At 69.8% G+C, this 26457-nt stretch carries 24 protein-coding genes; 20 read left to right on the top strand and 4 right to left on the bottom strand.

Annotated elements, in window-relative coordinates:
* Nucleotides 1-73 precede the first annotated feature (73 nt).
* The 11 genes from AC069K_RS28610 to AC069K_RS28560 all read left to right on the top strand — a co-directional run bounded on the left by AC069K_RS28610 (nt 74) and on the right by AC069K_RS28560 (nt 15339).
* A complete protein-coding gene (locus tag AC069K_RS28610) occupies nt 74-1651 on the top strand; it encodes an AbfB domain-containing protein (RefSeq protein WP_478621201.1) in 1578 nt (525 codons plus the stop codon).
* A gap of 62 nt (nt 1652-1713) precedes the next feature.
* Nucleotides 1714-2271: an RICIN domain-containing protein gene (locus tag AC069K_RS28605; RefSeq protein ID WP_478621199.1), complete on the top strand. Its 558-nt coding sequence runs from the start codon at nt 1714-1716 to the stop codon at nt 2269-2271.
* Nucleotides 2272-2572: 301 nt separating this feature from the next.
* On the top strand, nt 2573-3190 hold the full coding sequence (locus AC069K_RS28600) for an RICIN domain-containing protein (protein ID WP_365107592.1): 618 nt from the start codon (nt 2573-2575) through the stop codon (nt 3188-3190).
* Nucleotides 3187-4314 carry a hypothetical protein gene (locus tag AC069K_RS28595; protein WP_478621197.1) on the top strand — a complete coding sequence of 376 codons (1128 nt, stop codon included), beginning with the start codon at nt 3187-3189 and terminating at the stop codon, nt 4312-4314. Before AC069K_RS28600 ends, AC069K_RS28595 begins: the two co-directional genes overlap by 4 nt.
* Before the next feature lie 289 nt (nt 4315-4603).
* Nucleotides 4604-8839, top strand: coding sequence for a polymorphic toxin type 28 domain-containing protein (locus AC069K_RS28590; protein WP_478621195.1), 4236 nt, complete (start codon nt 4604-4606; stop codon nt 8837-8839).
* A complete protein-coding gene (locus AC069K_RS28585; RefSeq protein WP_478621193.1) occupies nt 8839-9411 on the top strand; it encodes a hypothetical protein in 573 nt (190 codons plus the stop codon). The genes AC069K_RS28590 and AC069K_RS28585 overlap by 1 nt, the downstream gene beginning before the upstream one ends.
* 319 nt (nt 9412-9730) lie before the next feature.
* Nucleotides 9731-10270 (top strand): WXG100 family type VII secretion target, encoded by a 540-nt coding sequence (locus AC069K_RS28580; protein WP_478621191.1) that lies wholly within the window; start codon nt 9731-9733, stop codon nt 10268-10270.
* Complete coding sequence (locus AC069K_RS28575; protein ID WP_478621189.1) at nt 10270-11418, top strand: hypothetical protein; 1149 nt, start codon at nt 10270-10272, stop codon at nt 11416-11418. The genes AC069K_RS28580 and AC069K_RS28575 overlap by 1 nt, the downstream gene beginning before the upstream one ends.
* On the top strand, nt 11415-11897 hold the full coding sequence (locus tag AC069K_RS28570; RefSeq protein ID WP_478621188.1) for a hypothetical protein: 483 nt from the start codon (nt 11415-11417) through the stop codon (nt 11895-11897). Before AC069K_RS28575 ends, AC069K_RS28570 begins: the two co-directional genes overlap by 4 nt.
* A gap of 232 nt (nt 11898-12129) precedes the next feature.
* On the top strand, nt 12130-14124 hold the full coding sequence (locus AC069K_RS28565) for a hypothetical protein (protein ID WP_478621186.1): 1995 nt from the start codon (nt 12130-12132) through the stop codon (nt 14122-14124).
* Between the two features lie 288 nt (nt 14125-14412).
* A complete protein-coding gene (locus AC069K_RS28560; protein ID WP_478621184.1) occupies nt 14413-15339 on the top strand; it encodes a hypothetical protein in 927 nt (308 codons plus the stop codon).
* Between the two features lie 537 nt (nt 15340-15876).
* Here the strand turns inward: AC069K_RS28560 and AC069K_RS28555 are convergent.
* Nucleotides 15877-16551: a hypothetical protein gene (locus AC069K_RS28555; RefSeq protein ID WP_478621182.1), complete on the bottom strand. Its 675-nt coding sequence runs from the start codon at nt 16549-16551 to the stop codon at nt 15877-15879.
* Nucleotides 16552-17204: 653 nt separating this feature from the next.
* Between AC069K_RS28555 and AC069K_RS28550 the strand changes: the two genes are divergently transcribed.
* Entirely contained in the window at nt 17205-17333 is a 129-nt protein-coding gene (locus tag AC069K_RS28550; RefSeq protein ID WP_478621180.1) for a hypothetical protein, read from the top strand.
* A gap of 335 nt (nt 17334-17668) precedes the next feature.
* Here the strand turns inward: AC069K_RS28550 and AC069K_RS28545 are convergent, their stop codons facing one another.
* A complete protein-coding gene (locus AC069K_RS28545) occupies nt 17669-17899 on the bottom strand; it encodes a hypothetical protein (RefSeq protein WP_358831004.1) in 231 nt (76 codons plus the stop codon).
* Between the two features lie 148 nt (nt 17900-18047).
* Between AC069K_RS28545 and AC069K_RS28540 the strand changes: the two genes are divergently transcribed.
* The 4 genes from AC069K_RS28540 to AC069K_RS28525 all read left to right on the top strand — a co-directional run bounded on the left by AC069K_RS28540 (nt 18048) and on the right by AC069K_RS28525 (nt 21618).
* A complete protein-coding gene (locus AC069K_RS28540) occupies nt 18048-18452 on the top strand; it encodes an ArsR/SmtB family transcription factor (RefSeq protein WP_478621178.1) in 405 nt (134 codons plus the stop codon).
* A gap of 455 nt (nt 18453-18907) precedes the next feature.
* Nucleotides 18908-19135, top strand: coding sequence for a hypothetical protein (locus tag AC069K_RS28535; protein ID WP_478621176.1), 228 nt, complete (start codon nt 18908-18910; stop codon nt 19133-19135).
* 302 nt (nt 19136-19437) lie between these two features.
* Nucleotides 19438-20205, top strand: a complete 768-nt coding sequence (locus tag AC069K_RS28530) for a hypothetical protein (protein ID WP_478621175.1) — start codon at nt 19438-19440, stop codon at nt 20203-20205.
* Nucleotides 20206-21042: 837 nt separating this feature from the next.
* The gene (locus tag AC069K_RS28525; protein WP_478621173.1) at nt 21043-21618 is read left to right on the top strand and encodes a hypothetical protein; all 576 of its coding nucleotides are present in this window, start codon (nt 21043-21045) and stop codon (nt 21616-21618) included.
* A gap of 343 nt (nt 21619-21961) precedes the next feature.
* Here AC069K_RS28525 and AC069K_RS28520 read toward each other — a convergent pair whose 3' ends face one another.
* On the bottom strand, nt 21962-22603 hold the full coding sequence (locus AC069K_RS28520; protein ID WP_478621171.1) for a hypothetical protein: 642 nt from the start codon (nt 22601-22603) through the stop codon (nt 21962-21964).
* 139 nt (nt 22604-22742) lie between these two features.
* Between AC069K_RS28520 and AC069K_RS28515 the strand changes: the two genes are divergently transcribed.
* Together AC069K_RS28515 and AC069K_RS28510 are read left to right on the top strand one after the other, a co-directional pair.
* Nucleotides 22743-23099, top strand: coding sequence for a hypothetical protein (locus AC069K_RS28515; protein ID WP_478621169.1), 357 nt, complete (start codon nt 22743-22745; stop codon nt 23097-23099).
* Nucleotides 23042-23692: an RHS repeat-associated core domain-containing protein gene (locus tag AC069K_RS28510; RefSeq protein WP_478621167.1), complete on the top strand. Its 651-nt coding sequence runs from the start codon at nt 23042-23044 to the stop codon at nt 23690-23692. Before AC069K_RS28515 ends, AC069K_RS28510 begins: the two co-directional genes overlap by 58 nt.
* Nucleotides 23693-24111: 419 nt before the next feature.
* Here the strand turns inward: AC069K_RS28510 and AC069K_RS28505 are convergent, their stop codons facing one another.
* Nucleotides 24112-24396 carry a DUF6233 domain-containing protein gene (locus tag AC069K_RS28505; RefSeq protein ID WP_478621165.1) on the bottom strand — a complete coding sequence of 95 codons (285 nt, stop codon included), beginning with the start codon at nt 24394-24396 and terminating at the stop codon, nt 24112-24114.
* Nucleotides 24397-25154: 758 nt separating this feature from the next.
* Between AC069K_RS28505 and AC069K_RS28500 the strand changes: the two genes are divergently transcribed.
* Nucleotides 25155-25496 (top strand): NAD-dependent epimerase/dehydratase family protein, encoded by a 342-nt coding sequence (locus AC069K_RS28500; protein ID WP_478621163.1) that lies wholly within the window; start codon nt 25155-25157, stop codon nt 25494-25496.
* Nucleotides 25480-25968 (top strand): NAD-dependent epimerase/dehydratase family protein, encoded by a 489-nt coding sequence (locus tag AC069K_RS28495; RefSeq protein ID WP_478621161.1) that lies wholly within the window; start codon nt 25480-25482, stop codon nt 25966-25968. Before AC069K_RS28500 ends, AC069K_RS28495 begins: the two co-directional genes overlap by 17 nt.
* Nucleotides 25969-26457 lie beyond the last annotated feature (489 nt).

The raw sequence follows: 26457 nt of genomic DNA, 5'->3' as shown, positions 1-26457 counted from the left end.
CTTCAAGACTTCGCCTTCATCTCCCCTTTACTTACGGGGGCATTACGTGATGAAAAGGGCTAGTCGAACCAGCATGGACAAGCAAGACATCACCCCTGCGCGCATGCGCCGGGTCATCACCCGCGGCGTCGTCACCACCACCGCTCTGGCCGCCGTGGCCGGTGTGGCCGCGCCCGGCATCGCCATCGCCAGGCCCGCGCAGGCCGTGGCCGCGGCCGCCGCCGTCGGCACCGACGAGAAGCAGCGCGTGGAGGCGGCCGCGGTCGTCGGCCTGGACGCCACTTGGGACGTGCTCCAGCGCGGTGACCTGGACTTCATCCAGGAGCTGTGGCGCAAGGCCCGCGAGGGCGGCGAGAAGTACGAAGCGGTGCGGATGGCGGCCGAGGAGGCCATGCTCAGCCCCGACGCGGAGGCCCACGTACGGTTCATCGCCAGCGGCATCCACGAGGCGTACGCGACCGACAAGAAGCGCGAGCAGGAGCGCGAGGCCGCGGCCCGTGCCGACCGTTTCGCCAAGTCGCAGGCGCTGATCGCGGTGGGCATCCCCAACAGCCCCGACCTGCTGGCACTGAGCGACGACAACTTCGTCCGCGCCATCATGAAGCACTCTGCCTCCGGCCCCCAGGTCAAGGCCGCCGCCGCGGCGGCGCTCGCCGGTGACGCGGCCGCCTGGCGCGAGTTCATCACCAACGGCGCCCGCGAGGCCCACCAGCGCGATGTGGCGGCCGAGCTCAAGGAGCTGGAGGAGAAGAACCGCGAGGAGGCCCGGCGCCAGCAGGAGCTGGCCGCGCGCAAGGCCACCGCCGCGCTGTTCAACCTCACGCCCTCCGAAGCCATGCTCGGGCTCAGTGACGACAACTTCATCCGCGAACTGCTGCGCCAGGCCGTCGCCGCCAACGGCCCCGAGCTGTACGCGGCCGCCCAGAAGGCGGCCCTGAGCCAGAGCGCCGCCGACTGGAGCGAGTTCATCCACACCGGCGCGGAGAAGGCGTACAAGACCGACGCGGAGAACCGCCGCAAGCAGATCGCCGAGGCCAACAAGCTGCGCCTGAAGCAGATAGCGGCCGCCCTGGCGAAGACCGGGGTCAACCCCTGGTTCGTCACCAAGGCCAACAAGGCGCTGACCGGTACGGACGAGGAGGTCGTCGACTTCCTCAAGGAAACGAACCAGTACCGCGCGATGCGCCAGTCGCTCCAGCCCGCCGCCGGCAAGCCCGCCGGCTTCTTCATCCGGCAGTCGAAGGTGGACGCCGGCGAGGCCTTCGTCGCGCCCGTTGCCGCCAAGGGCAAGCAGGCCGACCGCGAGGACGCCACCTGGGTCGTCGTGCCCTCCCTCGCCAAGAAGGCCGACTGCTACTCCTTCGAGTCCGCCCGCGACCGCGGCTCCTACCTGACGCTGAAGGGCCAGCGGGTCGTGGCCGCCGCGCACGACGGCAGCGACGGCTCGGCCCAGGCCGCCACCTGGTGCGCCCGCCCGGGCCTCTCCGGCTCGGGCAAGTCCTTCGAGTCGGCGAGCCAGCCGGGGCGCTGGCTGCGCCACTTCGCCGGTGACGTCTACGGCGCCGGCAAGGACGGGAAGAACCGCTTCGACGGCGGCAAGGACTTCGCCCAGGACGCCAGCTGGAAGCTGGTCTCCCCGCTCGCGCCCTGATCCGGCCCGACCGGCCCCACCGGCCCCACTCCTTCGCAGACCTGAACAGAACGGAACACCCGATGTCCCGGATCATCCGAGCCGCGCTGGCCGCCACCGCCGGCCTGGCAGCCCTGGCGGGCACCGTCACCGCCGTCCACGCGGACGACACCACCACGAACAACGCCGCCCCCGAGGTGGCCACCGTGCAGTTGCAGGCGGCGCACAGCGGCAAGTGCCTGACCATCGACAAGGCCAGCCTGCGCAACGGAGCCAACGCGGTGCAGAGCACCTGCGCCGACGGCGCCGACAACCAGCTCTTCGAGATGGCCCCCGTCGGTGACGGCACGCTCGAGCTGCGGCCCGCGCACAGCGGCAAGTGCCTCGAAGTGGAGAACAGCGGCACCGCCGGCGGCTCCAACATCCAGCAGTGGTGGTGCAGCGGCGGCGCCAACATGCGCTGGCGCCCGTTCCTGGTGGATGTCGCCAAGGATCTGTACGAGCTGCGTCCCGCACACGCGACCGCGGCCCGCTGCCTCGACATCAAGAGCGGCGCCGCCACCGACGGCGCCAACGCCCAGCTGTGGTACTGCAACGGCAGCGCGGCCCAGCAGTGGCAGATCAAGCCGGTCAAGGCCTGACAACCGGTCCGGTCAAGGCCTGACAACCGGTCCGTTCAAGGTCTGACGGCCGGTCCTCGCACCGGACCTCGTACCGGTCCTGGCACCGGCATCCGCCCGGACCACAACCGGTCCGCACCGGACCCGGCACCGGCGTCCGCCCGGGCCACCACCGGTCCGGCCAAGGCCTGACAACTGGTCCCCGTACCGGACCTGGCACCGGCATCCGCCCGGCCACAACCGGTCCGCACCGGACCCGGCACGCCCCGGCATCCGCCCGAGCCCGAGCACCCCCCACCCCCGAGAGGAAACCCACCACCCCATGTCCCGGATCATCCGTGCCACGCTGGCCCTGACCGCCAGTGTCGCCGCCCTGGCCGGCACCGCGACCACCGTCCATGCCGACGCCGCCGAAGACGCGGCCAAGGCCGCACGGGAAGCCGCCAACACGGCACGCGCGAGCGCCGAAGAGGCGGCAGCGCGGGCCAAGCTGCCCGAGACGATCGTCCAGCTCCAGGTCGCCTCCAGCGGCAAGTGCCTGGAAATCAACAACGGCGCTGTCAACGACGGCCTGCCCGCCCAGCAGTGGGACTGCAACCCCGCCGTCGTCGCCCAGCACTGGCGCATGGTCCCGAAGGGAGGCGCCTCCTACGAGCTGCGGACCGTAACCGGCAACAAGTGCCTCGAGGTCGAGAACAGCGGCACCAAGGCCGGCGCGGCCGTCCAGCAGTGGACGTGCGGCAGCGGCGCGCAGATGCGCTGGCGGATCGTGCTCGTCGACCCGGTGAGGAAGCTCTTCCAGGTGCGGCCCGCCCACACCGAGGACCGCTGCCTGGACATCATCAGCGCCAAGGCGGAGAACGGCGTCAAGGCCCAGTCCTGGTACTGCAACCAGTCCGACGCCCAGCTGTGGCAGATCAAGCCGGTCAAGACCACGTGAGGCCGACAACGAGGCGCCAGGGGTGGGCCGCGCGGGCCACGGCCGTAGCCCTGCTGGCCGGCGGAAGCGTCCTGGCGGCAGGAGCGGCACCGGCATGGGCCGACGCGCCGCAGTCCGCCACCGCGTCTGTCTCCACGGCGGAGCAGCCGGCCGACCCGACGGCGGCGATGAAGGCCGCCGCGGCCGCGAGCGCACGCGACTACGTCCACTCGATCGCCGTCTCCAAGCTGCCCGCCGAGCTGCGCGTCTCCGCGTGGAACGCCCTGCGCAGCACCCGCGGCGACGACGCGATCGCCGAGTGGATGGCTCCCGGCGGCGGTTACGCGTACACCAAGCAGCGCCTGAAGGACTCGCGGACGCAGAACCGCAGTTTCTGCGAGCGGGTCGTGGCCACGCACACCGCGCAGTTCTCCCCGGCGGTGCGCGCCGGGGCCGAGAAGGCGCTCAAGGGCTCGGACGCCGACCGGGCCGCCTTCGTGAAGTCCGGTTACGCGCAGGCGCAGAAGCGCGATCGCGAAGCGCGTGCGGCCGACGTCCAGCACCGGCTGGACGTATCGGCCGCGGACCGGGAGTTCGTGGCCGCGCTCGCCCAGCACGCTCCGGGCGAGCAGGTACGGGTGGCCGCGCAGTGGGCACTGCGACCGGGTGCCACCGATGCCGACATCGCCGAGTTCTACGGGTACGGCTGGGCCACCGGCGGCTCCTTGGACCTGGAGGCGTACCGGCTGCACGTGTCCGACGCCGAGACGGCCCGGCGCGCCGCGCTGTCTCAGCTGATCGCGAAGGCGGCGGCCGCCGAAGAGGCGGTCAAGGGCGCCGCCGACGCCGCGAAGGCCCGCGCCGAGGCGGAGGCCGCCTGGAAGGCGGTGTCCGAGCACGCCGGCGCGGCGCAGAAGGCGTGGCTGGCCGAGCAGGAGGCCGCGGCCGCGCAGGCGGAGAACTGGCGCGGTATCGCCAAGGCCGCCAAGGAGTCCGCGAACGAGCTCTGGAAGGGCATCGGCGATCCCGCCGACGCCAACCAGACGTCCTGGGCCGAGGAGCAGGCGGGAGCAACCGCGTCGGCCGGCTTCTGGAAGGACATGTTCGAGCGGGCCCGGGACGCGGAGAACCGCGTCAAGGGCTGATCTCCGGATCCGTCCCGGGTGCCGGCCGGTGTGACCAGCCGGACGGCACCCGCAGGCGTCACGCGTCCAGCGGGCTCCTGTCTCGGCGCGCGTTTCGCCTGCTTCCCGCGCGTGTCCCTGGTGCGCCGCGTTTTTTCTGTCCTCCCTGCTCCTCCGTGCGGTGACGCCGGGGGGCAGGGAGTGCTTTCTGTTTCCATAATTGAGGGGGATTCATCCCGTGATGGGTAGATTCTGGCCGAAGGCCGGAAGGATACGCGGTCGTCGTGCGACCGCGGCAGCGTCGGGGGCCTTGTCCGCGACCCTGGTGCTGGCGATCCTGGGCGGCTCGACGGCCGAGGCCGCCGCCGCCACGACCGCCCGCGCCGAGCAGGCCTCGTACACCAACACCCTGGCGGCACTGGACCGTGCGGCCGCGGCCCTGCCGAAGCCGTCCGCCACACCGCCGCCCGCCCCGCGCTCCGAGCTGGACAAGCTCAGCGCCGAGCGCGACCGCCAACTCGTCGAGGACTACGCGGAGTTCGACGAGGAGGACGAGGTCCGCGAGGCGGCGAAGAAGGCGCTGGAGAGCAGCGACCCGAACGCGATCAAGGAGTTCCTGGAGCACGGCGAGGCCGAGGCCCGCCAGCGCGCCAAGGACAAGCGTGACGGCACCGACGTCAAGAACCGCCAGCAGATCGAGGCTCTGCGCGGCACCGGCGGCCCCGTGTTCAACGCCGAGGTCGAGCGGGTCCTGAAGTCCGACGCCAAGGCCCGGGCCGACTTCCTGGCGTTCGGCGCGGACCTCGCCCGCGCGCAGGACAAGAAGAACGAGCAGAGCGCCAAGGAACGCGCGGCGGAGCTGCGCAAGCGCGTCGAGATGCTGGTCGCCTCCGGCGGCCCCGAGGTCAAGAAGGCCGCCGCGGCCGCCCTGGCCACGAACGACGACAAGGTGATCGCGGCCTTCCTCGAAAAGGGCTACCAGATCGCGTCCCAGAAGGACGCGGATGACCGTGCCGCCCACGAGAAGGCGCTCAAGGAGGCCCAGGAGGCGGCGGACAAACTCCGCGAGCTGGCCGAGAAGGCCGCCCGCGCCGCCGAGGCCCGTACCAAGCTCATCACCGCCCACGGCACCGCGGTCAAGGCCCTCAAGGAAGCGTCCAACGCGATGACTTCCGCGGCCGGCCAGGCACGCCAGGCGGACCGCATGCTGTCCGCCGACCGCGCGGGCAAGACCCTGTCCTCGTACGAGAGTGTCAAGGCCGAGGCCGTCCGTCAGGTCGGCATCGCCGACGGCGCCGCGAAGGCGGCCCAGATCGCGGCCGCGCAGGCCAAGGTCCAGGCGGACGTTCTCGTCGAGACCGGCCTGACCTACGGCACGCAGTGGTCGGATGTCGCGGCCGGCATCGCCGCGGCCGCGAGCGCGGCCGTCAAGGCGAGCCAGACCGCGCAGCACGCCATCGACGCCACCGAGGCCGACGCCAAGGGCCTGAACGCCAAGAACCAGGCCGAGCTGCACGAGCAGCAGGCCAAGCAGTGGCGGGCCAACGCCGAGCAGCACGCCGCGGCCGCCGCTTCGCTGGCCGACGCCGCCGCCAAGCAGGCCACGATCGCCGCGGACGCGGCCGCCCGCGCCAAGACGGCCCGTATCGCGGCCGAGAAGGCCGAGAAGGAGGCCTGGGAGCACGCCAAGAAGACCCGCGAGGCCCGCGTCGAGGCCCAGCGCCAGGCGAAGATCGCGGCCGAGCAGCGCGTGATCGCCGAGCGCGAGCGGGATCTGGCCGCGGCGGCGCGGGTCCGCGCCGAGAAGGAACGCGACATCGCGGCCGCTGCCCGGGCCCGCGCCGAGGCCGAGGCGCGCACCGCGTCCGCGGCCCGCGCGGACGCGCAGGCGGCCGCGGCCACGGCGGCGGGAGCGCGTGCGCACGCCGCCGAGCAGGAGGGCATCGCGGCGAAGGCCGACGAAGCGGCCCGCGGCGAGGAGACCAACGCGCGCAACGCCCGCGCCAAGGCGTTCAAGGCCGAGCAGGAACACCAGGCGAAGGAATCCCGGGCACGGGCCACCGAGGCGATCGCGGCCTCGGGCCGGGGCACCGTGGACGCGGGTACGGCCCGAGCGGCCGCGGACTCGGCACGCGAGGACGCCAACACCGCCAAGACGGCGGCCGGCCAGGCCCGCGGCGCCGCCGATACGGCGAGTGGTGCGGCGGTACGAGCCCGGTCGGCGGCCACCGAGGCCGCGGGAGCCGCTGCCCGGGCGCGAGCCGCGGCAGCCGAGGCCACCGCGCACGCGGCGCGCGCCAACGCCGCCGCGAACAAGGCCGAGGCCGCCGCTGCTGCTGCCAACGCCGCTGCCAACAAGGCCGAGGCCGAGGCAGCGGCCACCCACGCGGCCGCGCTGCGCGCCAACACCCAGGCCGCCGAGGCCACCGCTCAGGAGGCCCGCGCCGGCGTCGCCGCGCACGAGGCCGCCCGGCTGGCGGGGCTGGCGGCCGCCGAGGCCAACAACGCGCTCCAAGCGGCCAACCGCACCAAGGACGAGGCCGAAGGCGCGGTCCGCGAGGCCGCGATGGCCCGGCTCCAGTCCGGCATCGCCGTCCAGGCCTCCATGGCCGCCCGCACGACCGCGGCCGGTATCGCCGACCCGGCCAACACCGCGATCGAGCTGACCGCGCCGTTCTCCGGCAAGGACATCGACGCCGACTTCGCCGCAGCGGTGGCCGCGGCCGCCCAGGACCTCGGTCAGGAGCACGTCACCTCGGCCGATGCCAAGGCAACCGAAGCGGTCAAGGCCGCAGAAGCCGCCGAAGCGGCCGCACAGCGTGCCAGTGCCCAAGTAGCCCCCGCTTTCAAGGCGGCCGCAGACGCGGCACGATCCTCCGCCAATGCGGCACGCTCGACCGCGGCGGCGATGAAGTCCGCCGCGCAGGCGGCCGAAGACGGCGCCAAGGCCAGGGCCGCCGCGGCTCGGGCCAACCAGGCCGGCGCCCAGGCGCAGCAGGACGCCAAGGACGCCCGGGCAGCGGCGAACCAGGCGTACGCCGACGCCAGCGCGGCCCGTCAGGCCGCCAACCAGGCCGAGGCCGAAGCGGCCCGCGCTCGTGGCGCCGCCGCAGAGGCAGAGCAGCACGCCACCGCGGCCGCGGGCGCCGCTGCCCAGGCTGAGAAGGAAGCCGCGGTCGCCCAGAGCGCGGCGACCCAGGCGGAGAACGACGCCGCCGACGCAGGCAAACTGGCGGAATCCGCCGAGACGCATGCGAAGTCCGCGGAGACCGCGGCCAAGAATGCCAACACCTATGCCCACGAGGCGGACGAGGCCGCCAAGAAGGCTGAGGAATACGAGCGCGAACAGGAACGCAAGCGCCGCGAAGAAGCCGCGAAGCAGGACGGTGCGGGCGGTGGTCCAGCCCTGACGGTGCAGGAAGCCCAAGCGCTGGATGAGGCGCATATGTCGGCGGAGGACTATGAGAAGTCCCGGGCGCTCGCTGACAAGTCGATAAAGGACTTTCTGCTGGAAAACGGCGGAGAGATCATCGTCGACCTGCTCTTCGAGGACATCAAGAAGTGCTTCGGCGAAGGTAATGTCGAAAGCTGCTTCTGGGCGGCGGTCGGCGCTCTGCCGTGGGGCAAGGCCATCCAGGTCCTCAAGAAGCTCCCCGCAATAACCAAGGCTGTCACTCGAATTGTGGGTGGCATCGGTAAGTTCCTCGACGAGTCCGCTGCCGCGAAAAAGCTGATCGGCAAGGGAGAGGATCTCCTCGGGAAGTTCCGGAAGACTCCGGTATGCGCGGTCGGGGAAGAGGCCAACAGTTTCGTCCCTCAGACCCCGGTCCTGATGGCCGACGGCCTGCGTGAGCCGATCGGGCAAGTGCGGATCGGCCAAAAGGTCCTGGCCACTGACCCCAACACCGGTGAGACCGGGCTGCGTACGGTCACCAATGTCATCATTGGTGCTGGATGGAAGCATCTCGTCGAGATCACCATCGACACCGATGGAAGCCTGGGGAACGCGACCGGTACGGTCACCTCCACTGGCAGGCACCCGTTCTGGGTGGACGGTCGGGGCCGCTGGCTGAACGCCGAGGATCTGAAGGCGGGCGACCAGCTTCGCACTCCTGACGGGCATCTGCGTGAGGTCATCGGCACCCGTGCTAGGACCGCGGTCCACAAGGTGTACAACCTCACCGTCGAGGGTCTCCACACGTACTATGTGCTGGCTGGCGGCGCGCCTGTCCTGGTGCACAACTCAAGTTGCCGTGTTCTGACCAAGACGGACCGGATCACCGAACATCTCAAGTTCAGCGATCTGGATGCTGCCAAGCGTGAACTCGGAGGAGAGGTCGTTGCGCGAAAGCCGGACGGCACCCCCTGGGACCACATCAAGGAGGTGCGGGACGCCCAGAACGGCCTCTTGAAACGCATGCACCAGCTCAAGGTCGACATGTCGAAGGCGGGGGTTGATGACCCGCGCTACGCAGGGCTTCAGGAAGAGCTGAGCCAGGCAAGCAAGATGTTGGACTACTCAGAGAAATATGTTCCGAGGCACTGATGGTCGATTTCCACGGCATGCTTGACAAGGCGATGTCCGGAACGCTGGACAGTCGCGACTTCCACACTGCTTTGAATGCGGTTACGGATGGCCGAGTCGACAACGGCGATCTCTACACAGCACTCCACGTAGTCGGGCTCGCGGGATCACCCGCGCATGCGGGGGCCGTCCGCAGGTACCTCCACGCGCCGGCCGACCCGATGCTCTCGCGGCTTGCCCTGCAGATCCTCTGCGACTATTGGGGAATGACCTCACAGTTGCTCCCCGAACTGCAGGCGTTCCTTGCGGGAGTCGAGTGGGATGTCGACGGAGACGTCCGAGAGATGGCATTGTCGGTCACGGGAAGTTACCTTCGCGAGTCCGAAGGGCCAACCGCATTGGCCCGCATGCTCATGGCCATTGCCGAAGACGAGAACGAGTTCCCCCTCACACGAGAAGCGGCAGTGCGAGCCCTGGCGAGTGCGCTGGGGGATTCACTGAAGGAACCCTCCTCTCCGGCGGTGCGCGTACGCCTGCAGACCCCGCTCGCTGCCGATGTCCTGGCGCGCGCGGCAGCGAAGTATGCGCCGTGATGACAACTGCGCACGGCGATCGCGTGAAGCAAGGTCTGTAAGACGTGCCCAATAGGCGGCTCTGCCAGGACCCTCGGGTCCTGGCAGAGCTGTTTCGTGGGCCGGCCGCAGTGTCATTCCGTACGGAAGCATCTGAACGCTGTGCTTGCATATCCCGACCGCCCCGACCACCTCCGCTACGGCATGAGGAGCTGGCTGACCTGCAATCCTTCGTCGCGTGAGTTCACCCTCGCACCCGGGTGTGACGCTCGGGCATACCTGCATCGGCCACCAGGTTAGGGTTTCCGGGCAACTGTGCACCACCACGGGGGAATACCGGATGAGCGACGACAAACTGCCCGAACCTTCCCAGCTGCCGCTGACTCCTGACGAGCTGAAGAAGCACAACTCCCCCTGGGCGGCGGGCCCGACCAAGGCCCCGCCCGCCGACAGTTACCACGACCCGCTCACCCCTGCCTTCCCGCAGGGCCCGTACCCGCAGCCGCAGTACCCGTTCCTCAAGCCGCCGCCCAAGGCCGGGCCGCACCAGGAAGGGGAGGTGCTGAGGATCGAGCCGTCGGTCCTCACCGCGGCCGCGGGCAGGGCGGACGAGATCCACACGGCCTTCACCAAGGCCGCCGCCGCGCTCGAAGGACCCGCGCAGGCGGCGGCGTCGGCGATGGGCGGCTGGGAGACGGCGTTCGCGCTGCGGGCCGGGCACAAGCAGTGGGAACTCCAGGCCGGCACCGTGGCGGGCTGGCTCGCGCGCATCGCCGAGAGCCTGCGGGTCGGCGCGCGGGACTTCACGAAGACGGACCACGCCATCGAGGAGGAGTTCCGGGGGATCAAGCCCCGCCGCTCCCTGGTGGACGGACTGTGATGGCGTCGTTCTACCGGGAGATCCTGGACACCGACCTCGGTCCGCTGCAGAAGCTCGCCGACCAGTGGCGCACCTCGCACACGGAGATCGGCAAGCTCGGCAAGCGGGTCCACGACGAGATGCTTCAGCCGCTGCGGGACAAGGGCTACTGGGAGGGCGCGGCGGCGCCGTACGCCTGGCGCATGATCGACGACATCGAGCGCCAGCTCCAGGACGCCACCAAGGTCGCGGCGGCCGCGGTGGGTGTGCTGGACGACGCCCTGGGCGAGCTGAAGGCCGTACGGACGGACCTGGAGGGCGCGGTTCGCCGCGCCGGTGAGCGGGGTCTGCACGTCGACGGCGACGGGGCCGTTTCACCGACGATGGTCCACGGCCAGTGCAAAGTCATCGAGAAGGGGTCCGACGACGCGAAGGCGATCGAGGCGGCCCAGCACGAGATCGTGGAGATCGTGAAGCGGGGCATCGCCGCCGACCAGAACCTCTCCTCCAGTCTCATGTCGGACATCGGGGTGGGCCAGTGGTTCAACGCCAAACCCCAGCACCAGAACATCGACACCACCAACACCATCGGGTACGAGGAGTACAACGCCCTCAACCGCGCCATCCAGGGCAAGTCCCCCTACCAGTTGCCCGACAGCGACGACCCGTACGACCTGGGCTTCGGCTGGCTCCTGGGCGAGGGACCGCGGGAGCGGAACTACGAGGCGGGCGACAGGATGACCGAGCTGATCCGCTCCAGCGAGAGCATGAAGCAGCTGCGTGCGGACACCCTCGAGGAGTGGCGCGCCCAGGGCAACGCCAAGGGGACGGTGCACTACTCGATCTCCGACGGCGGCAAGGCCGGCGCGCTGAAGAAGCTGGTCCTGACGGACATCCCCGCCATCGCCACCGGGGACCCGGACCACCTCGGCGAGGCCTTCGTCGGCTCCTACTCCCTCGACTACGACGTGCGGGGACAGGACCCCGACGGCTCCCTGGTCGTCCAGTACAAGCTGAAGAACGCCACCAGCAACGAATCGTTCCTGCACTACCTCGGCTACTACGATTGGCTCAAGAGCACGAACCGGGACGAGGGCGTCCTCTCCACCGTGCGCCAGGAGATCACCTGGACCGAACGCATCCCGGCCGGAGGGAAGACCCCCGAATGACCCGCACCCTGCGCGCGCTCGCGGCGGCCGCGACCCTCTGCCTGCTGGCGTTCGAGCTCACCGGGTGCGGCGCCGCGACCGGGCGCTGCATCCCGCCCGAGGCCTCGGCCGCGGACGGCAGCGACCTGGCCGGCACCTACCGGGGCAAGCACGCGGCGAAGGACGTCCGCCTCACCCTGGCGCTCACCGCCGGCCGCAACGGCGGCACCCTCACCGTGGAGAACTGGCCCACCGGCGACTACTACCGCTCGGAGCTGGGAGACACCTTCAAGGGCGCGGGCACCTGGGAGGTCGACACCCGCTCGAACGCGGGCCGCCCCCTGGTCCACCTCTCCTTCACCGCGCCGCACGACTGGATGTCCGGCGACACGATTGACCGGCTCTCCGTCGCCATGGACACGACCAGGACGGTTCTCTACGAGAACGCCGATCCGGACGTCTGCCCCGACTTCCGCCTGGACCTGGCCAAGGCCGGCTGAGACGGCTGCGGTCCCGGCGACCGCTCCCCGCGACCACCGAACCAACCACCGAACCAACCACCGAACCAACCGGCGGGTCGGGCCGGACCGGTCGCCGAAACCACCCGCCTTGGTACCGTCCTGGGCGCCGCCCTCACCACCGGCCCCGGCCGGACCGGCCCCCTGCAGGGACCCGTTTGCGATGACAGGATGTCTTGTCGGGGAGCCGAGTCGCGAGGTCACAGGGGTATGAGTGGCAGGTATAGCGCTGGAGGCGCTGGACGATGTGCCGTGGGAGCAGCTGGAGTCGGCGCTTGAGCAGTACCCAGCCCGGGAGATGCGGCGAGCACTGCGTCGCCTGGCCCTCGGGGGCGGTGCGGCGACCGAGGAAGACTGCTCTCTCCTGTTCGACTGTTACGCGTTGTGCACCGGGCGCGTGGCGTCCGTCTCAACCGCTGCGCTGCCGTTCGTCGTCGCACTCGCCGGCGATCCGGGCATGGGTACCAGAACCACGCTCGTTCAGCTACTGGTGAGCTTGTCCGAGGTGGCGGCCGAAGCCGATGCGGGCCGGGTGGACGCGGGGTGGCACGAGGCATGGCAGGCCCAGCGTCCCCGGATCCGGGCGCTGCTCGCGGACCCCGCGCCCGAGGTGCGCCGAGAAGCGCTGCCTCTCGGAGAGAGTGCCGGCGTGCTGCTGGAGCGGTGGCACGCCGAGACGGACCCTACGGTTCGGCTGCCTGTGCTGCTCGCGATGGGACGCGCCGCAGCACGTTCCGCTCAAGCCGGCCCGGTGGACCGGGTGCGGGCGGTGCTGGCCCAGGTGCTGCGTACGGGCACTCCCGTCATGCGGGTCGCGGCCGTGCACGCCTGGGCCGCCTTCGATCCCCAGGCATCGGTCCGTGCGCTGAACCTGCTGGTTGCGGCCCTGTCCGACCCAGCCGTACGTCCACGGTTCGAGGAGATCTGGTACGTACCGGATACGGACAGTGCCTTCACGCGTGAGGAGGTCGTCTCCTGGACGGCCCGGCTGTTCGAGGGTGCGCCGCGGACGGCACTCGCCTTCGTCGTCCGGCTCATCGGCGTGGCGCGCCGGAACGGGGACACCTTGCTGTGCTGCGCCGCGCTGGACGAGGGATGGAGGTTGTTGGTGGTCCGGCCGTCCGCGGCGTCATCGCTGTTGCCGCTGGCGGGCGCGTTGCTTGCCGAGCCCGACGACGGCGTAAGGTACCGGGCCGCGCACCTGCTGGCCGTGCTCGGTTCGCGGGCGGCTCCGTACGCCGACGAGCTGGCCGCTCTCCTCGACGACCCGGGCGAGGCGGAGTTGCTTAAGGGCACCGTCGGAGACCACGCCCGCTGGGCGCTGACCCGCATCGGCGACGAGCGCGCCCTGCCGGGGCTGGTCGAGCGGCTGTGCGCGCCGTACCGGGCCGGGTACTCCCGCGGATACGTCGAGGGCGAGCCGCGCCTGCCGGAGGTCGAGGACGTGCTGATCCCGTTGCGGGCGCATGCGGAGGTCCTGCTGCCCGCAGTACGGGAGCTGCTCCGGGAAGACGGTGTGGGCGGCTTGCTGACCTGCCGCTTCCTGGAAGTCCTTACAGCGTGGGGCCCGGTTGCGGCGCCCGCGCTGCCGGAAGTGGTGGCGCTGCTGGACGACGCCCGGTACTCGCTGTACGCAGTCGACGCGCTGGTGGCGATGGGAGAGGCCGCACGGTCTGCCGAGGCCGCCGTGCGCGGCTGCACGGTCCTCGATGTCCCCGGCAACCATCAGAAGGTGGCGTGGGCAGCCTGGCGCCTGGGCGGCGATCGCGATAAGGCGCTGCAGCTCATCGGCGAGGCGGTGCTGACGGAACAGGAACCGTTCTACGGTCCGGTCGCCCTGCTCGGCGATTTCGGCCCGGCGGCCGCGCGCTACGCAGACCGGGTGCTGCATCTCATGGAGCACGGTGACAGCTGGCTACGGCTGCACGCGGCGGTGGCGCTGTGGACGATCACTGGCGAGCCCGAGCCGACGCGATCCGTCATGGAGAAGCACCTCCTCCATGTCGCCGACGGGGGCGAGACCTACGGCTCCTTCCTCGTCGCGCTGCGCGCCCTCGCGAGGATCGGCACTGTCTCTCCGGCGGCGCGGGCGGCCCTGCGTAGGGTGCAGGCATCTGACCGGTGGCTGGCGACGTACCAGGACTACCGGGCCCTCCTGCGGCACGAGGAGATCTGGTCCGCGATCGATGACGTCCTCGCCCTGCCGTGACGACCGGTCGACGCGCACGCGTAGACGCCTTCCAGGACGGCCGGCGGTGTACTGGGCTGAGACGACAGCAGCCTCCGTTGCCCCAGCGTCGTCATAGGCTGCCGGTGGTGACGTGCCACACAACTCTGGATAGCCGAAACCGGTACATAGGCTGTGTATCAGCACTATTACCGTGATTGGCCGACTCTAACGGTTGACGGCTTGTGTGCATTTCGACCTAGAGTGATCGGGAATTCTTGATCAACGATCAACACTGATCGATTCCTGAAGTAACTGAGGTTTCACCGCATGAAGTTCCAGCACCTCGCGGCTGCCGTCCTGGCCACGGCAGTCGCGCCGGTCGTCTTCCTGGCCCCGCCCGCGTTCGCGGACCCGGCAGCGAAGCCCACGGCGGCCGCGCAGCCGGAGGCCGGGGACAAGCCCACCAAGGACAAGAAGCTCCCGGTGATGCCCCTGACCCTCACCGGCGACAAGAGCGTCGTCCCGGGGGAGTGGCTCAACTTGCGGCTGGACCTGAGCAACCCGGACCCCGCCGAGCTGTCCGGGATGCGGCTGATCTTCGTGACGGGTACGAACATGCACCTCCCCCGGGAGAAGGACATCGAGGGCACCATCAGGTTCGAGCAGCGGACCGAGAACGGTTCCTGGAAGTCGCTCGACCGTCAGCCCGGCCGGGACAATTTCAACGAGTTCTCCCTCGACGTCCCGACGATGCCACAGGGCGGAAAGGTGTCCCTCCAGCTCCGACTGCGCTTCGAAGCGTGGCTGTTGACGGAAAAGGCGACCAGCGGGTTCATCTACCCGAGCGTTGCCAACCCGGCACCGGACCGCGAGCGGGACGACTACCCCTTCCACCACTGGACGTGGACCCTGGCCACCCCCAGCCCCAAGCCCACCCCGGTCAAGCCAACCCCAGGCAAGCCGGACACCGGTAAGCCCGACACCGGCAAGCCGAAGCCGACCGCGACCACAGCGAACCCCACCGGCACCGCCGGAGCCCGTCCCACCCGGAACGGCGGGTCCAAGCCGACATCGACCGCCCCCACGACCGGCGCACCGGTCACCGCCGGCGGCACCGGCGATTCCGGCGGCGCTCTGGCCGCCACCGGAACGGGCAACGCCCTCCCGTGGGCGGCCGGCGCCGGCACGGCCGCAGTCGCCCTCGGGGCCGGGCTCTTTGTGAAGACCCGCAACCGCCGGACGCAAGCACGCTGACGCAAGCGGCCCCGGAGCCCGTGGACCGGAGCGGCGTTCAGCCGCTCTGTCCGGTCCACGGGCTCCGGGGCCACGCGTACTTCAGCGGCTCACCAATCCTCGCGTAACGTCCAACGCCCAGCCCCGTACCGGCCGTTCAACAGCAGCGCAAGGCACTCTGCTGGATCAGCCATGGACACCCTCCGCCGCCACCTGGCCCTCGCCTCCATACTGCGCCGCCCGCCACCCGACGGCCAGGACGGGGCGGTGCGTATGGAAGGCCGCTCGCCGTGCAGGCGACTGACGGGCAACTGCAGGTCATTGCGCACGCCGCCTCCTCCCTGCCTGGACCTGCATGGCCTCCTGGACCCCGTCGGCCGTCGCCTGGTACAACAACTCCACCATGTCGGCTGTGGGCGGCTGCCCTGAGTTCGCGTATGCCGTACCGAAGTTCGCGTATGCGGCACCCAGCGGTGTGAGGCTTACTCCGTCGTACGCGCCCTGGCCGACGGCGCCGAAGGAACCCCTGCGCATCGCAGCCGGGCTGGTTTCCGCAGGTCAGCCACAGTCGCGCACAGAACACAGTTCGACCCGCCTGATGCCCGGCAGCCGGCCGATCTCCTCTTTCAACCCCGCGCGCTGCTCCTCTGGCAGGTCGTCAGGGAACCTGACTTCGAGAAAGGATCCCTCATCCGACTCACTCTCATACGCATCTGTTGCTCCGAACTTCCAAAGGCGCCCCCGAGCCTTTGCGAGCCTCTCGCTGGACAAACCGGGCTCGGCATCGGCCCGAAACGTATGGGGCTTCGCCAGCGCGGGACCGACGAGGAAGCTCCAGCAGAACACCGCTGCTCCCACCAGAGCGCCCGCCGTCACCAGGGCGCCGACGCCGCCCATCACCTTCGCGGCGACCGGGCGTCGCTTCGGGTTCCCGAAAGCCGCCAACAGCAGCAGCACCGCCGATGGCCAGAACAAGAACATCCCCAGGAGGACGCCCAGGGCTCCCCAGGCTACGAGCCCCAGCCCTACGGCCAAGCAAGCGCGGACAAAGCTCTTCGAACGGCGTAGGAACAAGAGAGGAGAAACGGTGGACAAGCCGGTCAGCACATAGAGGGGGCCGAGGTAGGACGGCAGGCCCCAGAGCATCACCAACGCAGCGGTCAGCGCTGCACACACCGCGAGAGCCCCCTGCTGCCGGTGGGGGCGGTCATCCTCTTTCTGCCCGGCCGTCATGATCGCCCCTAGTCTATGAATATGCAGAGTTGAACGCGTTCAAATCGTAAGCTGCGCCTGTGGCTTTGGGAAGATCCGTACAGCCGATCCGCACCTCGACCACGTCGAGTGGCAGCCCTGAATACCCATGACATGTGATCAGCGGCGGGTGCCGTCGGCCCGGCGCTCGGTTCAGTGTCCCCGAGAGGGCGGGAGACCCTCGGCTATGCATCGTGCCGTCGAAGCCTGGACCCGCACTCTCCTCAACGGCGCCGCCCCGCGGGCCCGGGCCGCGCTCCAGGCACACGGCATGGGGCCGCCTGGGCGAAATCTGCCTGTGCTGCTGGAATCCGTGGCGGACAGCAACAGGCCCACTTCGCAAATCCGGACAGCCCTTGAGGAGTTCCTGCTGCCCCGCGTTCAGTCGGGCGCCGCGCTTCCCGCTGTCCAGATGCACGGCCAGATGAGGCTGGCCCGCACCTACATCTCCGCCCTCACCGGTGCGAGCCTTGGTCAGGTCGAGTGGTTCACGCCCGGCATCGTGTCTGCGCACTGGTCAACGAACGGCCGGGACCTTGTCCTCTGCCCAAACAAAATCACCGGCAGGATCGATGAAAGGCCCTGGCGCGAGTACATAGATGCGCACCACACCCCACCCCATCAGAGGAGGAGAGATGCTTGTAGTAGGGGCGGGCCGCTGGTATCCCGACGGCCCTGCAGGACTGGTGATCGTGCTGATCGCGCTCGCAGTGCTGGGAGCCATGGTCCTCTATGGCAGGGCGAAGCGGGGGCGCGGCAAGTAACGGATCCATCGTGTTGCTCCATCGGGCCGCCGACGGAGCGTGAGCCAGGTGTCCTGCGGGCTCGCTCGACGGCCTGTCTGGTCAGGCCGATCGTTTTGGCCGGTGTGCCGCACCAGATGATGTGGCGCTCACCGAGGGCAGCGCGGCTCACCGCCAGGACGGCTTTCCCCGGCTACGGTGAGGACGGGTAAAACGGGCTTGATGTGGAGGTGGAGGCGGAGGTCACCTGATGCCTGCACCGGCCGACCGCCGTCGGACTGACGGACGACGACCTCGTAGGCAGGGGGTCGACGCCACGAACCTCAAGCCGGGCGAACAGCTGGTACGGAGGTCGTTTACTCGTGCTGGCCGGTGGCGTTGTTCTTCGAGCCGTCGGCGCGGGTGTTCGCATTGTTGTTCAGCAGGCTCTGCACATCGCTGTTGATGTTCGAGTTCAGCGCCGAGATGTGGTCGAGGACATCCAAGTTGTTCAGGGTCCCGTCGGCGATACCGGCGTGGGCCGGAGCGGCAGTAAGCAGCGCGGTCACGGCGGCGAGGCCGGCGGTGGCGAGGATGTTGGTCTTCATGGCGTGATCAACGACGGTGGTTCAAGCGGGTCACCCGAGCTCAGATGATTGCTGAGCGCTGGCGCTGTTCGGTTTCGCTTCACCGCCTGCCCCGCCCGCCGTCTTCGCCCGTAAGCCCGCGCCCCCGGTCAGCCCGGAGGAACCGCCGGTGCTGTCGTACGCAACGCGTGGAGTGGCGACGCTATGGACCCCGGCACCCGCCCCTGACGCAACTGCCCTGGTGGCGCTGCTCGGCGCCACCAGGGTGAGACTTCTCGCCCTCCTCGACGAGCCATTGCCCACAGTCGAGATCGCCCGTCGCTTCCGGGTCACCCCGAGTACCGTGTCCCTGCACCTGCGTGTGCTGCACGCCACGGGCCTTCTGGTCCGGGCCCCGCGACGGACGGCAAGTCCTGTACTGCCGCAGTCCGCTCGGCGACCAACTGGGCAGAGTCGGCCACCTCCGGAGCCCGCCGCGCCCGATGGATGGCCATGGACCTCGGAGGGCCTTGGGCTACCCGGCCGTATGGGCGCGCGGCTGGTGAGCCCCGTGCGCTTGCGGGCGCACCGCTGACCCTCTCCGAGCAGCCGCCGGTCCTCCCGCGCATCCCTAAGGGCCGGTGGCCCTCGGCGCAAGGGCGGGCCAACTCCAAGTACGACCCGTACCGTACGGGGTGTTCTCGTTCGAGCAGGGATCCCTCCGATCGAGGTCCGATCAACGACTGACCGACCGGAAAGCCCGGTCAGGGGGCCGGTTCTGCCGGCCCGGCCTGGATTTCGTCCCGCCGCCGGTGGGCTGGCGCGCGCCGAGAGGTTTCGGGGCTGGCGTGAACGCGACTGGGGGGGCAGAGGCCCGTCGGCGGTGAGCGCGCTGCCCATGGTGGGGTGCCGTGCCTGAGTCCGAGCGGTACGGCTTGCTGCCCACGGCGAACGGCGCGTTCCGAGGCAACCCTGTCCGGTTTCCACGGCGTTGTCGGGAGGGATCTTGCGTAGGGTGAGCTTTCTTGATTTGGCGGGGACGGGGGAGCGATGGGCGCGTTGGCGGGTTTTATGGTGGGGCTTGGAGTCGTTGTCGCAGGCCTGGTGGCCGTGGTGGGCCGCCGCGGGCGGCGTGGTTCGGCGGAACAGGTCGAGGGGATACTGATCGAGCAGCAGGCGCGCCGCGAAGTGGAGCAGGTACGCAGCGAGGTGTTGGCGCTGCACGCGCATGCGGGCGTCACGGGGAGCTTCGGCTCGAGCCGCCTCACCCGCCGCTGACGGTCCGCACGGCGACTCCGACAACGAAGGCCCGAGTAAACGTACTCGCCGCCCACGACCAGAACGGCGAGCCGTACGTCCACCACGGGACCGATGAGCGGCAGGACCCGCCGGCGGTACGCGAAGCCGCATCGCCAGCCGACCCTTCTTCCGGAAGAGGGTGGCCTGACACGCGGGGCCGGTCCGAGTAGGGCCGGAGACGGCTTCGCCTCGCGGGCGTCCGAGGACCTGCTCACCGGCCAACGCCCGCTCCCTGGGGACAGGCGGGCGGGCGCCTCCAGGACCGAATATACGATTCACCCATGACCCTGCTGTCCGTCGATCAGACGTCCAAGAGCTATGCCGCAGGCCAGGTGATGGGCGTCGTGCTGGTCACGGCGGCCGTGATGTTCCTGGTATGGAAGCTGTCCGCATCATGGCGCGGCGCGGACGCCCGCAGGGAGGGTGTCGACGGCGAGTCGTCGGTTCCGGACGGGCGGCGTCGTGCCGTCGTGGTCGCGGTGATGGCCGTGGTCGCTGCCGTGGGCACCGTGATCGCCGCCGGGAATTACCATCCCGAGGCACGCGCCGCGCAGACGCGAAGTGGCGCCACGCCGACGGGTGCGGAGGGAGCCCCCGCGTCGCGTGTGGTCACGGCCCCGCGGGAAATTGCCGGGTACCGGCTCCTGACCGGCGACGAGGCAGAACGGGCCGGGGCGGCGCAGGGCACGTCCCACGCCGGGAAGCGCTGGTACTACGGCAAGGGCTCGGACGCCTCGGTACACGCGGTCCTCTTCGTCAATACAGTGGAGTGGGACTCCGAACTTCGCGCCGAGAAGCGCAGGTACTCGATCACCCAGGAGTTCCGCAACTTCTTCGCCGGAGCCAAAGCACGCGATGTGGCGTCCTTCGATGCGGGTCCGCTGGGCGGTCGCCTGAGCTGCGGATACCGCGACGGTCTCACGGGGGAGACCGTCATCTGCGCCTGGAGCGACGCATCCACTCTCGGCGCCCTGACTCTCACGGATGTGACCGAACTCTCTGAGGCTGCTCGAAAGACCACGGCGTTCCGCGAAGCCGCAGAAAACTGAATTTCGGCCATCACCCCCGGCCCCCCGGCCGGGCTGGACGTGCGTCCAGGAGGGAGTTTGGGGCGGCACGAGACGAACCGTCGCTCGCCCACCGGGCGCCGGACTCGGCACGCTCTCCACCGGCAGGACGGAGTGTCACATCCGCCCGGATCACGCCATTGCGGATCTCGGAGCAGCACCAACGGCAGCGGGCCCAGCTCCACTCAAGCCGGGGCTGCGCTCTCGTGCCGGCCCGATAGGGTGGGTGACATGGAGCGGGCTCGGCTGGGGGAGGACGGCAGGTATCACGGCGACCTGCCGTGCAAGTGGTGCGATGTACTCATTCCCCATCACGGGCGGAAGCGGCCGCGGCGATACTGCCGCATGACCCACCGTTGGAAGGCCTACGGTACGTATGTCGTGACCGTCGTTCTCGGCGTCCTCAGCTGACACGGCCGGATCCGACAACCGCCGCCGGACCGAGCCTCGTCCCGCATACCGTTCCCTCGCCCTGCGCACAGAACACCGCTCTCGACGGGCGGTACGGCATCGACGGTCCGGGGCGTCGACTGTCGTACCCCTGTGGCCGGCGAGAGGATGAGAGCATCATCGGGCAGGGTTGGTAGGGCGATGCTGTGTAGGGTCGGGATCGGTGATGACGTGGATGCGGGCGGCGGATCCGCAGACCCGGTAGCGGGCCATATCTCTTGCCGTGCTGCTCGTGTCGTCTTCGATTGTGTGGCCCAGGCCCAGGACGACGGCTTGCAGCTCCCCAAAAGTGACGCGGTGGGGTACTCAGGGGCGGGTTGAGTAGGTGTGCGGTGTTGCGGCGGTGGCCTGGGGGGTTTGATCGTCCGTATGCCGACGACCGACATGATTTCCTTGCCGCGCCGCGCCCGCCGGGCAGTCATCGTGGGGTTCCCCCTGCTGCTGGCGATGTCCCTCACAGGCGCTTGCTCATCGCTGGGGGGCCGGGTGCACTCGGCAACCGACTACCGCGAGCACGGGGTACGTACCAAGCAGGCCGGTATGGACACCGTCGCGCGGCTGCGGCCCGCCGCTCAGCTGGCGGGCACCGGGCCCGGTGCCGCGCCGGAGGCGGCAGCGCACGAGGAAGACAGCACCTCCTGTGTCGATGACTTCGGTTTCGACAAAGGCAACGTCACGCGCGGCGAGCCGCGTTACAGCTGGACGCTGCGGTACGCGACCCGCGCCGACTACCTCACGGCTCTGGCCCATCTCCGCGCAGGCTGGAGGGCCGAGGGCCTGACGGTAAAGGACCTGCCGGCCCGGGACCGGCCCGGCCGCCCGGGCCTGCCGGGGATCCAGACCACCGATCACGGTATCCAGCTTTCCCTCCAGCAGGCCTGGTACGCGGATGACCCCACGGTCTACGCGAGCGGGGAGTGCATGCGCTACCGCGAAGAGCAGTGATCCGTATGCCGAGCTGCTCGGGCGGGTGAAGCGACCGTGAAGAGGTTGCTGATCGCCGATGGCGGGGTGTGGCCAACACCGTGCAAGGCGGCTTTAGCCGGGCGGTGATCGGCCCCGGCCCGCTGTCCGCCCTGGCCCGACGCTGGTCGGCGCAGTTGTTGGCTGCGGGTCGTGGGGTGGGCCGGGGCTGCTGCGTCAGGCGTAGCGGTGGCGTGGTGCGTGCGGGTCGTCCCAGCGGTCGGCGTGGGTGAGGCCGAGCAGGCGTACGGCGTGCTGGAGTTCGGCGGGCGCGCCGGTGGCGCGCAGGCGTGCTGGGGCCTCGCGTACGAGCCAGGCGGTCAGTTCAGTCCGTACGTCTTCCGCTTCCTCTTCCGGCCAGACGCGCCATGGCCACCAGGGGAGTGTGTCCTCCAGGAGGTCCCGTTCCCACCGGTCGACCGTGTGGCAGAGGTGCCGGTCGGCGACCGGGTGGCGCAGGTCCTCCCAGAACCGCCAGCCAGGGGCCGATGTCGCCGGAGGCTTCGGCGCACAGCGGGAGGAGTTCGTGCACGGGGACGGCGGGTTGCGGGGTGAGGAGGGTGTGGGCCCACCAGGCGTGCAGGAATTCCCGTACGGCGCCGCTTTGCGGCGCGGGCCACTGCTGCCATGCGGCGCGGTGGAAGGAGGTGCCCACGTTGTCGATGTCGTACGCGTGGGCGCCGAGGCCGGCGGTCAGTTCGCGGGCGAACTGCGGCAGGACGCGGCGCAGCACGGCGCCGTGGTCGTTCCAGTCGGGAGTGCTCCAGGTGCGGTGCAGGAGGTCGGGGTCGAGTTCCTTGTCGGGGAGCTTCAGCAGGGCGAGTTCCTCCGGGCTGCCCCAGTGGCAGTCGCACTGAACCTCGTCGGCCCGGGCGGTCATTCCGCGGAACGTGACGGCCAGCCGGTCCAGCGCCCGGTCGAGCCGTGCGCGGGCGGCCGGGTCGGGTTCGGGTGCGCGTTCGGTCATGGTCAGTGGTGCCTCACCGGGACTCCGAGCCCGCTCGGGCCCGAAGAGCGCGACTCTACCCGTAGCCGGATCAGGCCGGGACGCGCGGGAGAGGGCCTGGAGCATGCGACCGGCCGGCTTGTCTGCGGGGCCGTCGTGCATGTCCGCTCAGCAGCTGGTCGAAGCGATGTGGCAGGCGGCCGATCTGGCACGGTCCTACCTCACGCAGGACCGCGCCCGGATCACCGCCTGCCCCACCGGCATGGAAGCCGACCAGTTTGAGCGCGTGCTGGCCTGGGCGGCCATCAGCCACGACGAGGTCTTCGAGCAGCCGGGGGAGCCGCCCATGTCCTTGCGTCTGATCGACGCGGTGGCGGCGCTGGCGCCGGCGAGACCGAGTTCGCGGAGACCGCCGGGGTACGCCGCGTCGCAGCGGGCGAGGTTGGCCTCACCCGCGCGGTGGCGAATCTGGCTCTGGCGGACCAGGCCCACGGCATCACGATCTGCACGGCGGTGACGCGGCTGGAAGCACACGGCCGCCTCCGCGCCTGGAGTTGGTCGACCCCGGAGACCACCCGCACCGGTGAGACGTGGAGTGATTTCTCCCAGCTCACCTCACTCACTACGGGCAGCAAGGCCTTCACCGGGCAGTACGCCTCCACCGACCAGAGCGAGCGCATCCGCCTGGGCGACACCTACTTCCACAACGGCCCCCTGGGCCTGTCCGGCACCAGCACCGGAGGCGTGGACACGGGATTCAACCGCGAACCTCAGGGCACCCTCAACTCCATGACGAGCGGGGCCAGTTCGCCGTACTACCTCACCGACGCGCTCGGCTCCGTCATCGCGCTCGTGGACGACACGGGCACGAAGGTCAACAGCTACACCTACACCCCCCGCGGCACCGACCGCACGGCCACGGAGAAGACCCCGCAGCCCTACCGCTTCGCCGCCGGCTACAAGGACCCCACCGGCCTGTACCACCTCGGCGCCCACTACTTCCGCGAGCCTGGCTGCTGGACTTTGGGTCGGTGGAATCTGCGAGGCGGCAACGGCCCCGGAGTCCGGTTTTCTTTCGAACGGCTGGATGCTTTGCGGCCGGTGATCTGACCTCGCAGGGCGTGGAGACCTGGCTCTCCTAACCTTGGCGGTACGTGGGGACCTGTGGCAGCGCGGGTCCCCACCCGAGTGCACTACAGAGGTAATGATGGGACGCTTGGAAAATTTCGAAGAGCATACTCGCGGCCATCCCGTAGCCAACCTGATTCTCGCTTTTCTGGCCGTCTATGTTCTGGGAGGCGTCATCATGACGCTGACGGGAGCATCCGCTAGTAAGGCGTGGGGGGCCTCGCTTCCCGTTCTCCTCGCTGTCGGCTCGGGCATAGCCGCTGTGCGATTTCGCCGCCGGGATAAGCCCAACCAATAGTCCTCATGTGCGGCGGTGACTAGCCGAGCAGTCCAGGTGTCCGCCGCGGAAGCCGTCTCTGAGGAAGGCGACAGGGCAGTCGCAGGATGTGGCCCCTTGGCCTCTACCTCGGGTCCGGTCTTTCCGCGGAGGAGGCTCTATTGCCCGTCGGGTTGAGGCTGGTCACCACGGGCACCTCACCCGCTTCGGCCCCGATCGGCCGGTGCCACGTCAGTCGATCATGCCGAGTGCGGTGTTCGGGCCGACAGAAGCCGCACGCCACGACGCCATCGGCCAGGGACTGGCGGGCGGTGGCGCGGTCGACGGCGCGCATGCGTTTGGCGTGGTGGAGCAGCCAGCAGTCGCCAGTGTGGACCGCGATGAGCAGGTGCGGTCCCCCCGAGGGCATGCTCGATGGTCCACTCCGGCGGTGGTGGTCGGCGCCGCTGGCCCTCTGCGCGTTCGGCTTCTTGCCGCTTGAGATCGGCGATGGCCCGGTCGATGAGGCCGACCCACATCGCGTGCCAGGCCCGCAGCGCCTCCAGGCGAGGCAGGTCGGGCGGCAGCAGGCCCGGGAAAGTGGCGGGGTCATGGGGTGAAGTCCCGTCGGGTCATCGTGGCGGGGTTTCACCAGTACCAGTCGGTGCGGGCGCCGTCGGGCAGGGTGGGCCACAGACGCAGGTGGTAGGCGCGGCGGTCCTCGAGAGTCGTAGTGGGCGATGGCCACCGCCCGGTACCGGGTCTGCGATCCAGAGGTTGATGGCGACGACCTCGTACGGGCTGTAGTTCCGTATGAGGGTGGGCGCCCGCGGCGGTGGCGCCGGCTCCGCGGCACCCGGTGGCCGGGGCCACCGCTGAGGGGGGGGCGCTCCTGGACCCTGCGGGCGAGGGTCTGCAGTCGCCGGCCTGGCCCCGCAGCATGGGGAAGTCCCGTAACCAGAGTTGACGTGCGTGGTTACTGGTCGACCGGGCCCCGGGCCAGGTACGTACCCCTAGGGCGACTGGTCATCCGCTGCCACGGCGGATGCCAAATCGGTGGCCCGCCTGGCCCCGCGCATCTCCTCACTCAGCGACGCGTGGGCGTGACCGTCCACGCGCGGCCCCGCAACTTGATGAGTGGGTCAGCGAACGCCACGATGAATGAATTGTTGAAGTCCGGGAGACATTGTGAACTTTGGGACCGTTGCTATCACGGGGGCGGCGGGCACGATCGGCTCAGCCGTCCGGGCAGCCCTTCGAGAGGGTGCGGCGCGGTTGATCCTCATGGATCGCGTACCGATGCACCAAGAGGCTGAGAACGAGGACACGCGCACCGTGGATCTTCGGGACGCCGCTGCCGTGGAGGCAGCCATGGCAGGAGCCGACCGCGTGCTCCATCTCGGCGGAGTGCCTGACGAGGCACCCCCCTGCCCGAGCTACTCGAGGCCAATGTGCTGGGAACGCGTCACGTATTGGAGGGTTGGAGGGGGCTCGCCGAACGGGGATCGAGCGCGTGGTGTTGGCCAGTAGCAACCGGGTGACCGGCTTCTATCCCACAGGACACCTCACCTCTCCTCAGGAGCCCGTACGCCCTGACGGTCTCTACGGGGTGAGCAAAGTGGCCGTTGAGGCCCTCGGACGTCTCTACGCTGACAAATTCGGCCTCTCGGTGATCTGCCTGCGTATCGGCAGCTTTGAGCGCGTGCCTACCGAACAGCGTCACCTGGCGTCCTGGCTCAGTCCGCGCGACGCCGTCGGTTTCATCCGCGCGGCACTGTCCGCGCCGCCTTCCACCCGCTTCGCCATCACCTACGCCGTGTCAGCCAACACACGCCGGTTCTGGGATGCTCCCGACCGGGTGGACTGGGCCTATACCCCTGTCGACAACGCTGATCTCCATGCTGCGACGATCCCCGGCTCGGATGTGACGGCCGACTCGGCGGCACCGCAGGGCGGGCCGTATGCGCTCCCCGCAGCCACCCTCAAGCACCTGTGGTCCTGACGGGACGGGAAACTACTGGTAATCCGGCAGTCTTTGTTTCGGCGGTCCGACGGAGATCATGACGGACTTGCGGCCCCTAAGTGGTAGTTCCCGTAGTTCCCGCACAACCGTCTCCAAGCGGGCATGGCGTCTCCTTGTCGAAGCAGGTGAAGCGAACGCTCGCCACTCCCGTTCCGTCTGGTTCCGTCTGGTGAGTGCGATCAGCGAGTACCCGGTCAGCGCCATCGCTAACGCGGCCAGGACGACACCGGCCGAAGTCGCCGTCGTTGCTGCTCAAGCACGCCACGTACTCAAATGATCAGGCTCTGGACGCTACGACTCGTCCACCCGGCCGGCCCGTGGGCGCCGAACTGTCTCGGAGCAGCCCGTTGCCGCGTCCCGCGCCCACGATGTGGTGCCGCCCGGAAGGTTTCGCGACCGGTCACGTGGTTCACGCCATCATCCAGTCACATGGTTCACGCCATCATCGGCAAACAGAACATTCGACTT

It is taken from the genome of Streptomyces sp. NPDC043908 (assembly GCF_056435525.1).
The sequence above is the reverse complement of the archived record's forward strand: the minus strand, read 5'-3'. Positions and strand labels throughout refer to the sequence as shown.

Coding starts and splice junctions, on each gene's coding strand:
- AC069K_RS28585 (WP_478621193.1), top strand. CDS start 8,839: ATGGTCGATTTCCACGGCATGCTTGACAAGGCGATGTCCGGAACGCTG.
- AC069K_RS28515 (WP_478621169.1), top strand. CDS start 22,743: ATGTCCGCTCAGCAGCTGGTCGAAGCGATGTGGCAGGCGGCCGATCTG.
- AC069K_RS28555 (WP_478621182.1), bottom strand. CDS start 16,551: ATGACGGCCGGGCAGAAAGAGGATGACCGCCCCCACCGGCAGCAGGGG.
- AC069K_RS28505 (WP_478621165.1), bottom strand. CDS start 24,396: ATGCCCTCGGGGGGACCGCACCTGCTCATCGCGGTCCACACTGGCGAC.
- AC069K_RS28610 (WP_478621201.1), top strand. CDS start 74: ATGGACAAGCAAGACATCACCCCTGCGCGCATGCGCCGGGTCATCACC.
- AC069K_RS28550 (WP_478621180.1), top strand. CDS start 17,205: ATGCTTGTAGTAGGGGCGGGCCGCTGGTATCCCGACGGCCCTGCAGGA.
- AC069K_RS28580 (WP_478621191.1), top strand. CDS start 9,731: ATGAGCGACGACAAACTGCCCGAACCTTCCCAGCTGCCGCTGACTCCT.
- AC069K_RS28530 (WP_478621175.1), top strand. CDS start 19,438: ATGACCCTGCTGTCCGTCGATCAGACGTCCAAGAGCTATGCCGCAGGC.
- AC069K_RS28520 (WP_478621171.1), bottom strand. CDS start 22,603: ATGACCGAACGCGCACCCGAACCCGACCCGGCCGCCCGCGCACGGCTC.
- AC069K_RS28560 (WP_478621184.1), top strand. CDS start 14,413: ATGAAGTTCCAGCACCTCGCGGCTGCCGTCCTGGCCACGGCAGTCGCG.
- AC069K_RS28525 (WP_478621173.1), top strand. CDS start 21,043: ATGCCGACGACCGACATGATTTCCTTGCCGCGCCGCGCCCGCCGGGCA.
- AC069K_RS28605 (WP_478621199.1), top strand. CDS start 1,714: ATGTCCCGGATCATCCGAGCCGCGCTGGCCGCCACCGCCGGCCTGGCA.
- AC069K_RS28545 (WP_358831004.1), bottom strand. CDS start 17,899: ATGAAGACCAACATCCTCGCCACCGCCGGCCTCGCCGCCGTGACCGCG.
- AC069K_RS28575 (WP_478621189.1), top strand. CDS start 10,270: ATGGCGTCGTTCTACCGGGAGATCCTGGACACCGACCTCGGTCCGCTG.
- AC069K_RS28535 (WP_478621176.1), top strand. CDS start 18,908: ATGGGCGCGTTGGCGGGTTTTATGGTGGGGCTTGGAGTCGTTGTCGCA.
- AC069K_RS28570 (WP_478621188.1), top strand. CDS start 11,415: ATGACCCGCACCCTGCGCGCGCTCGCGGCGGCCGCGACCCTCTGCCTG.
- AC069K_RS28600 (WP_365107592.1), top strand. CDS start 2,573: ATGTCCCGGATCATCCGTGCCACGCTGGCCCTGACCGCCAGTGTCGCC.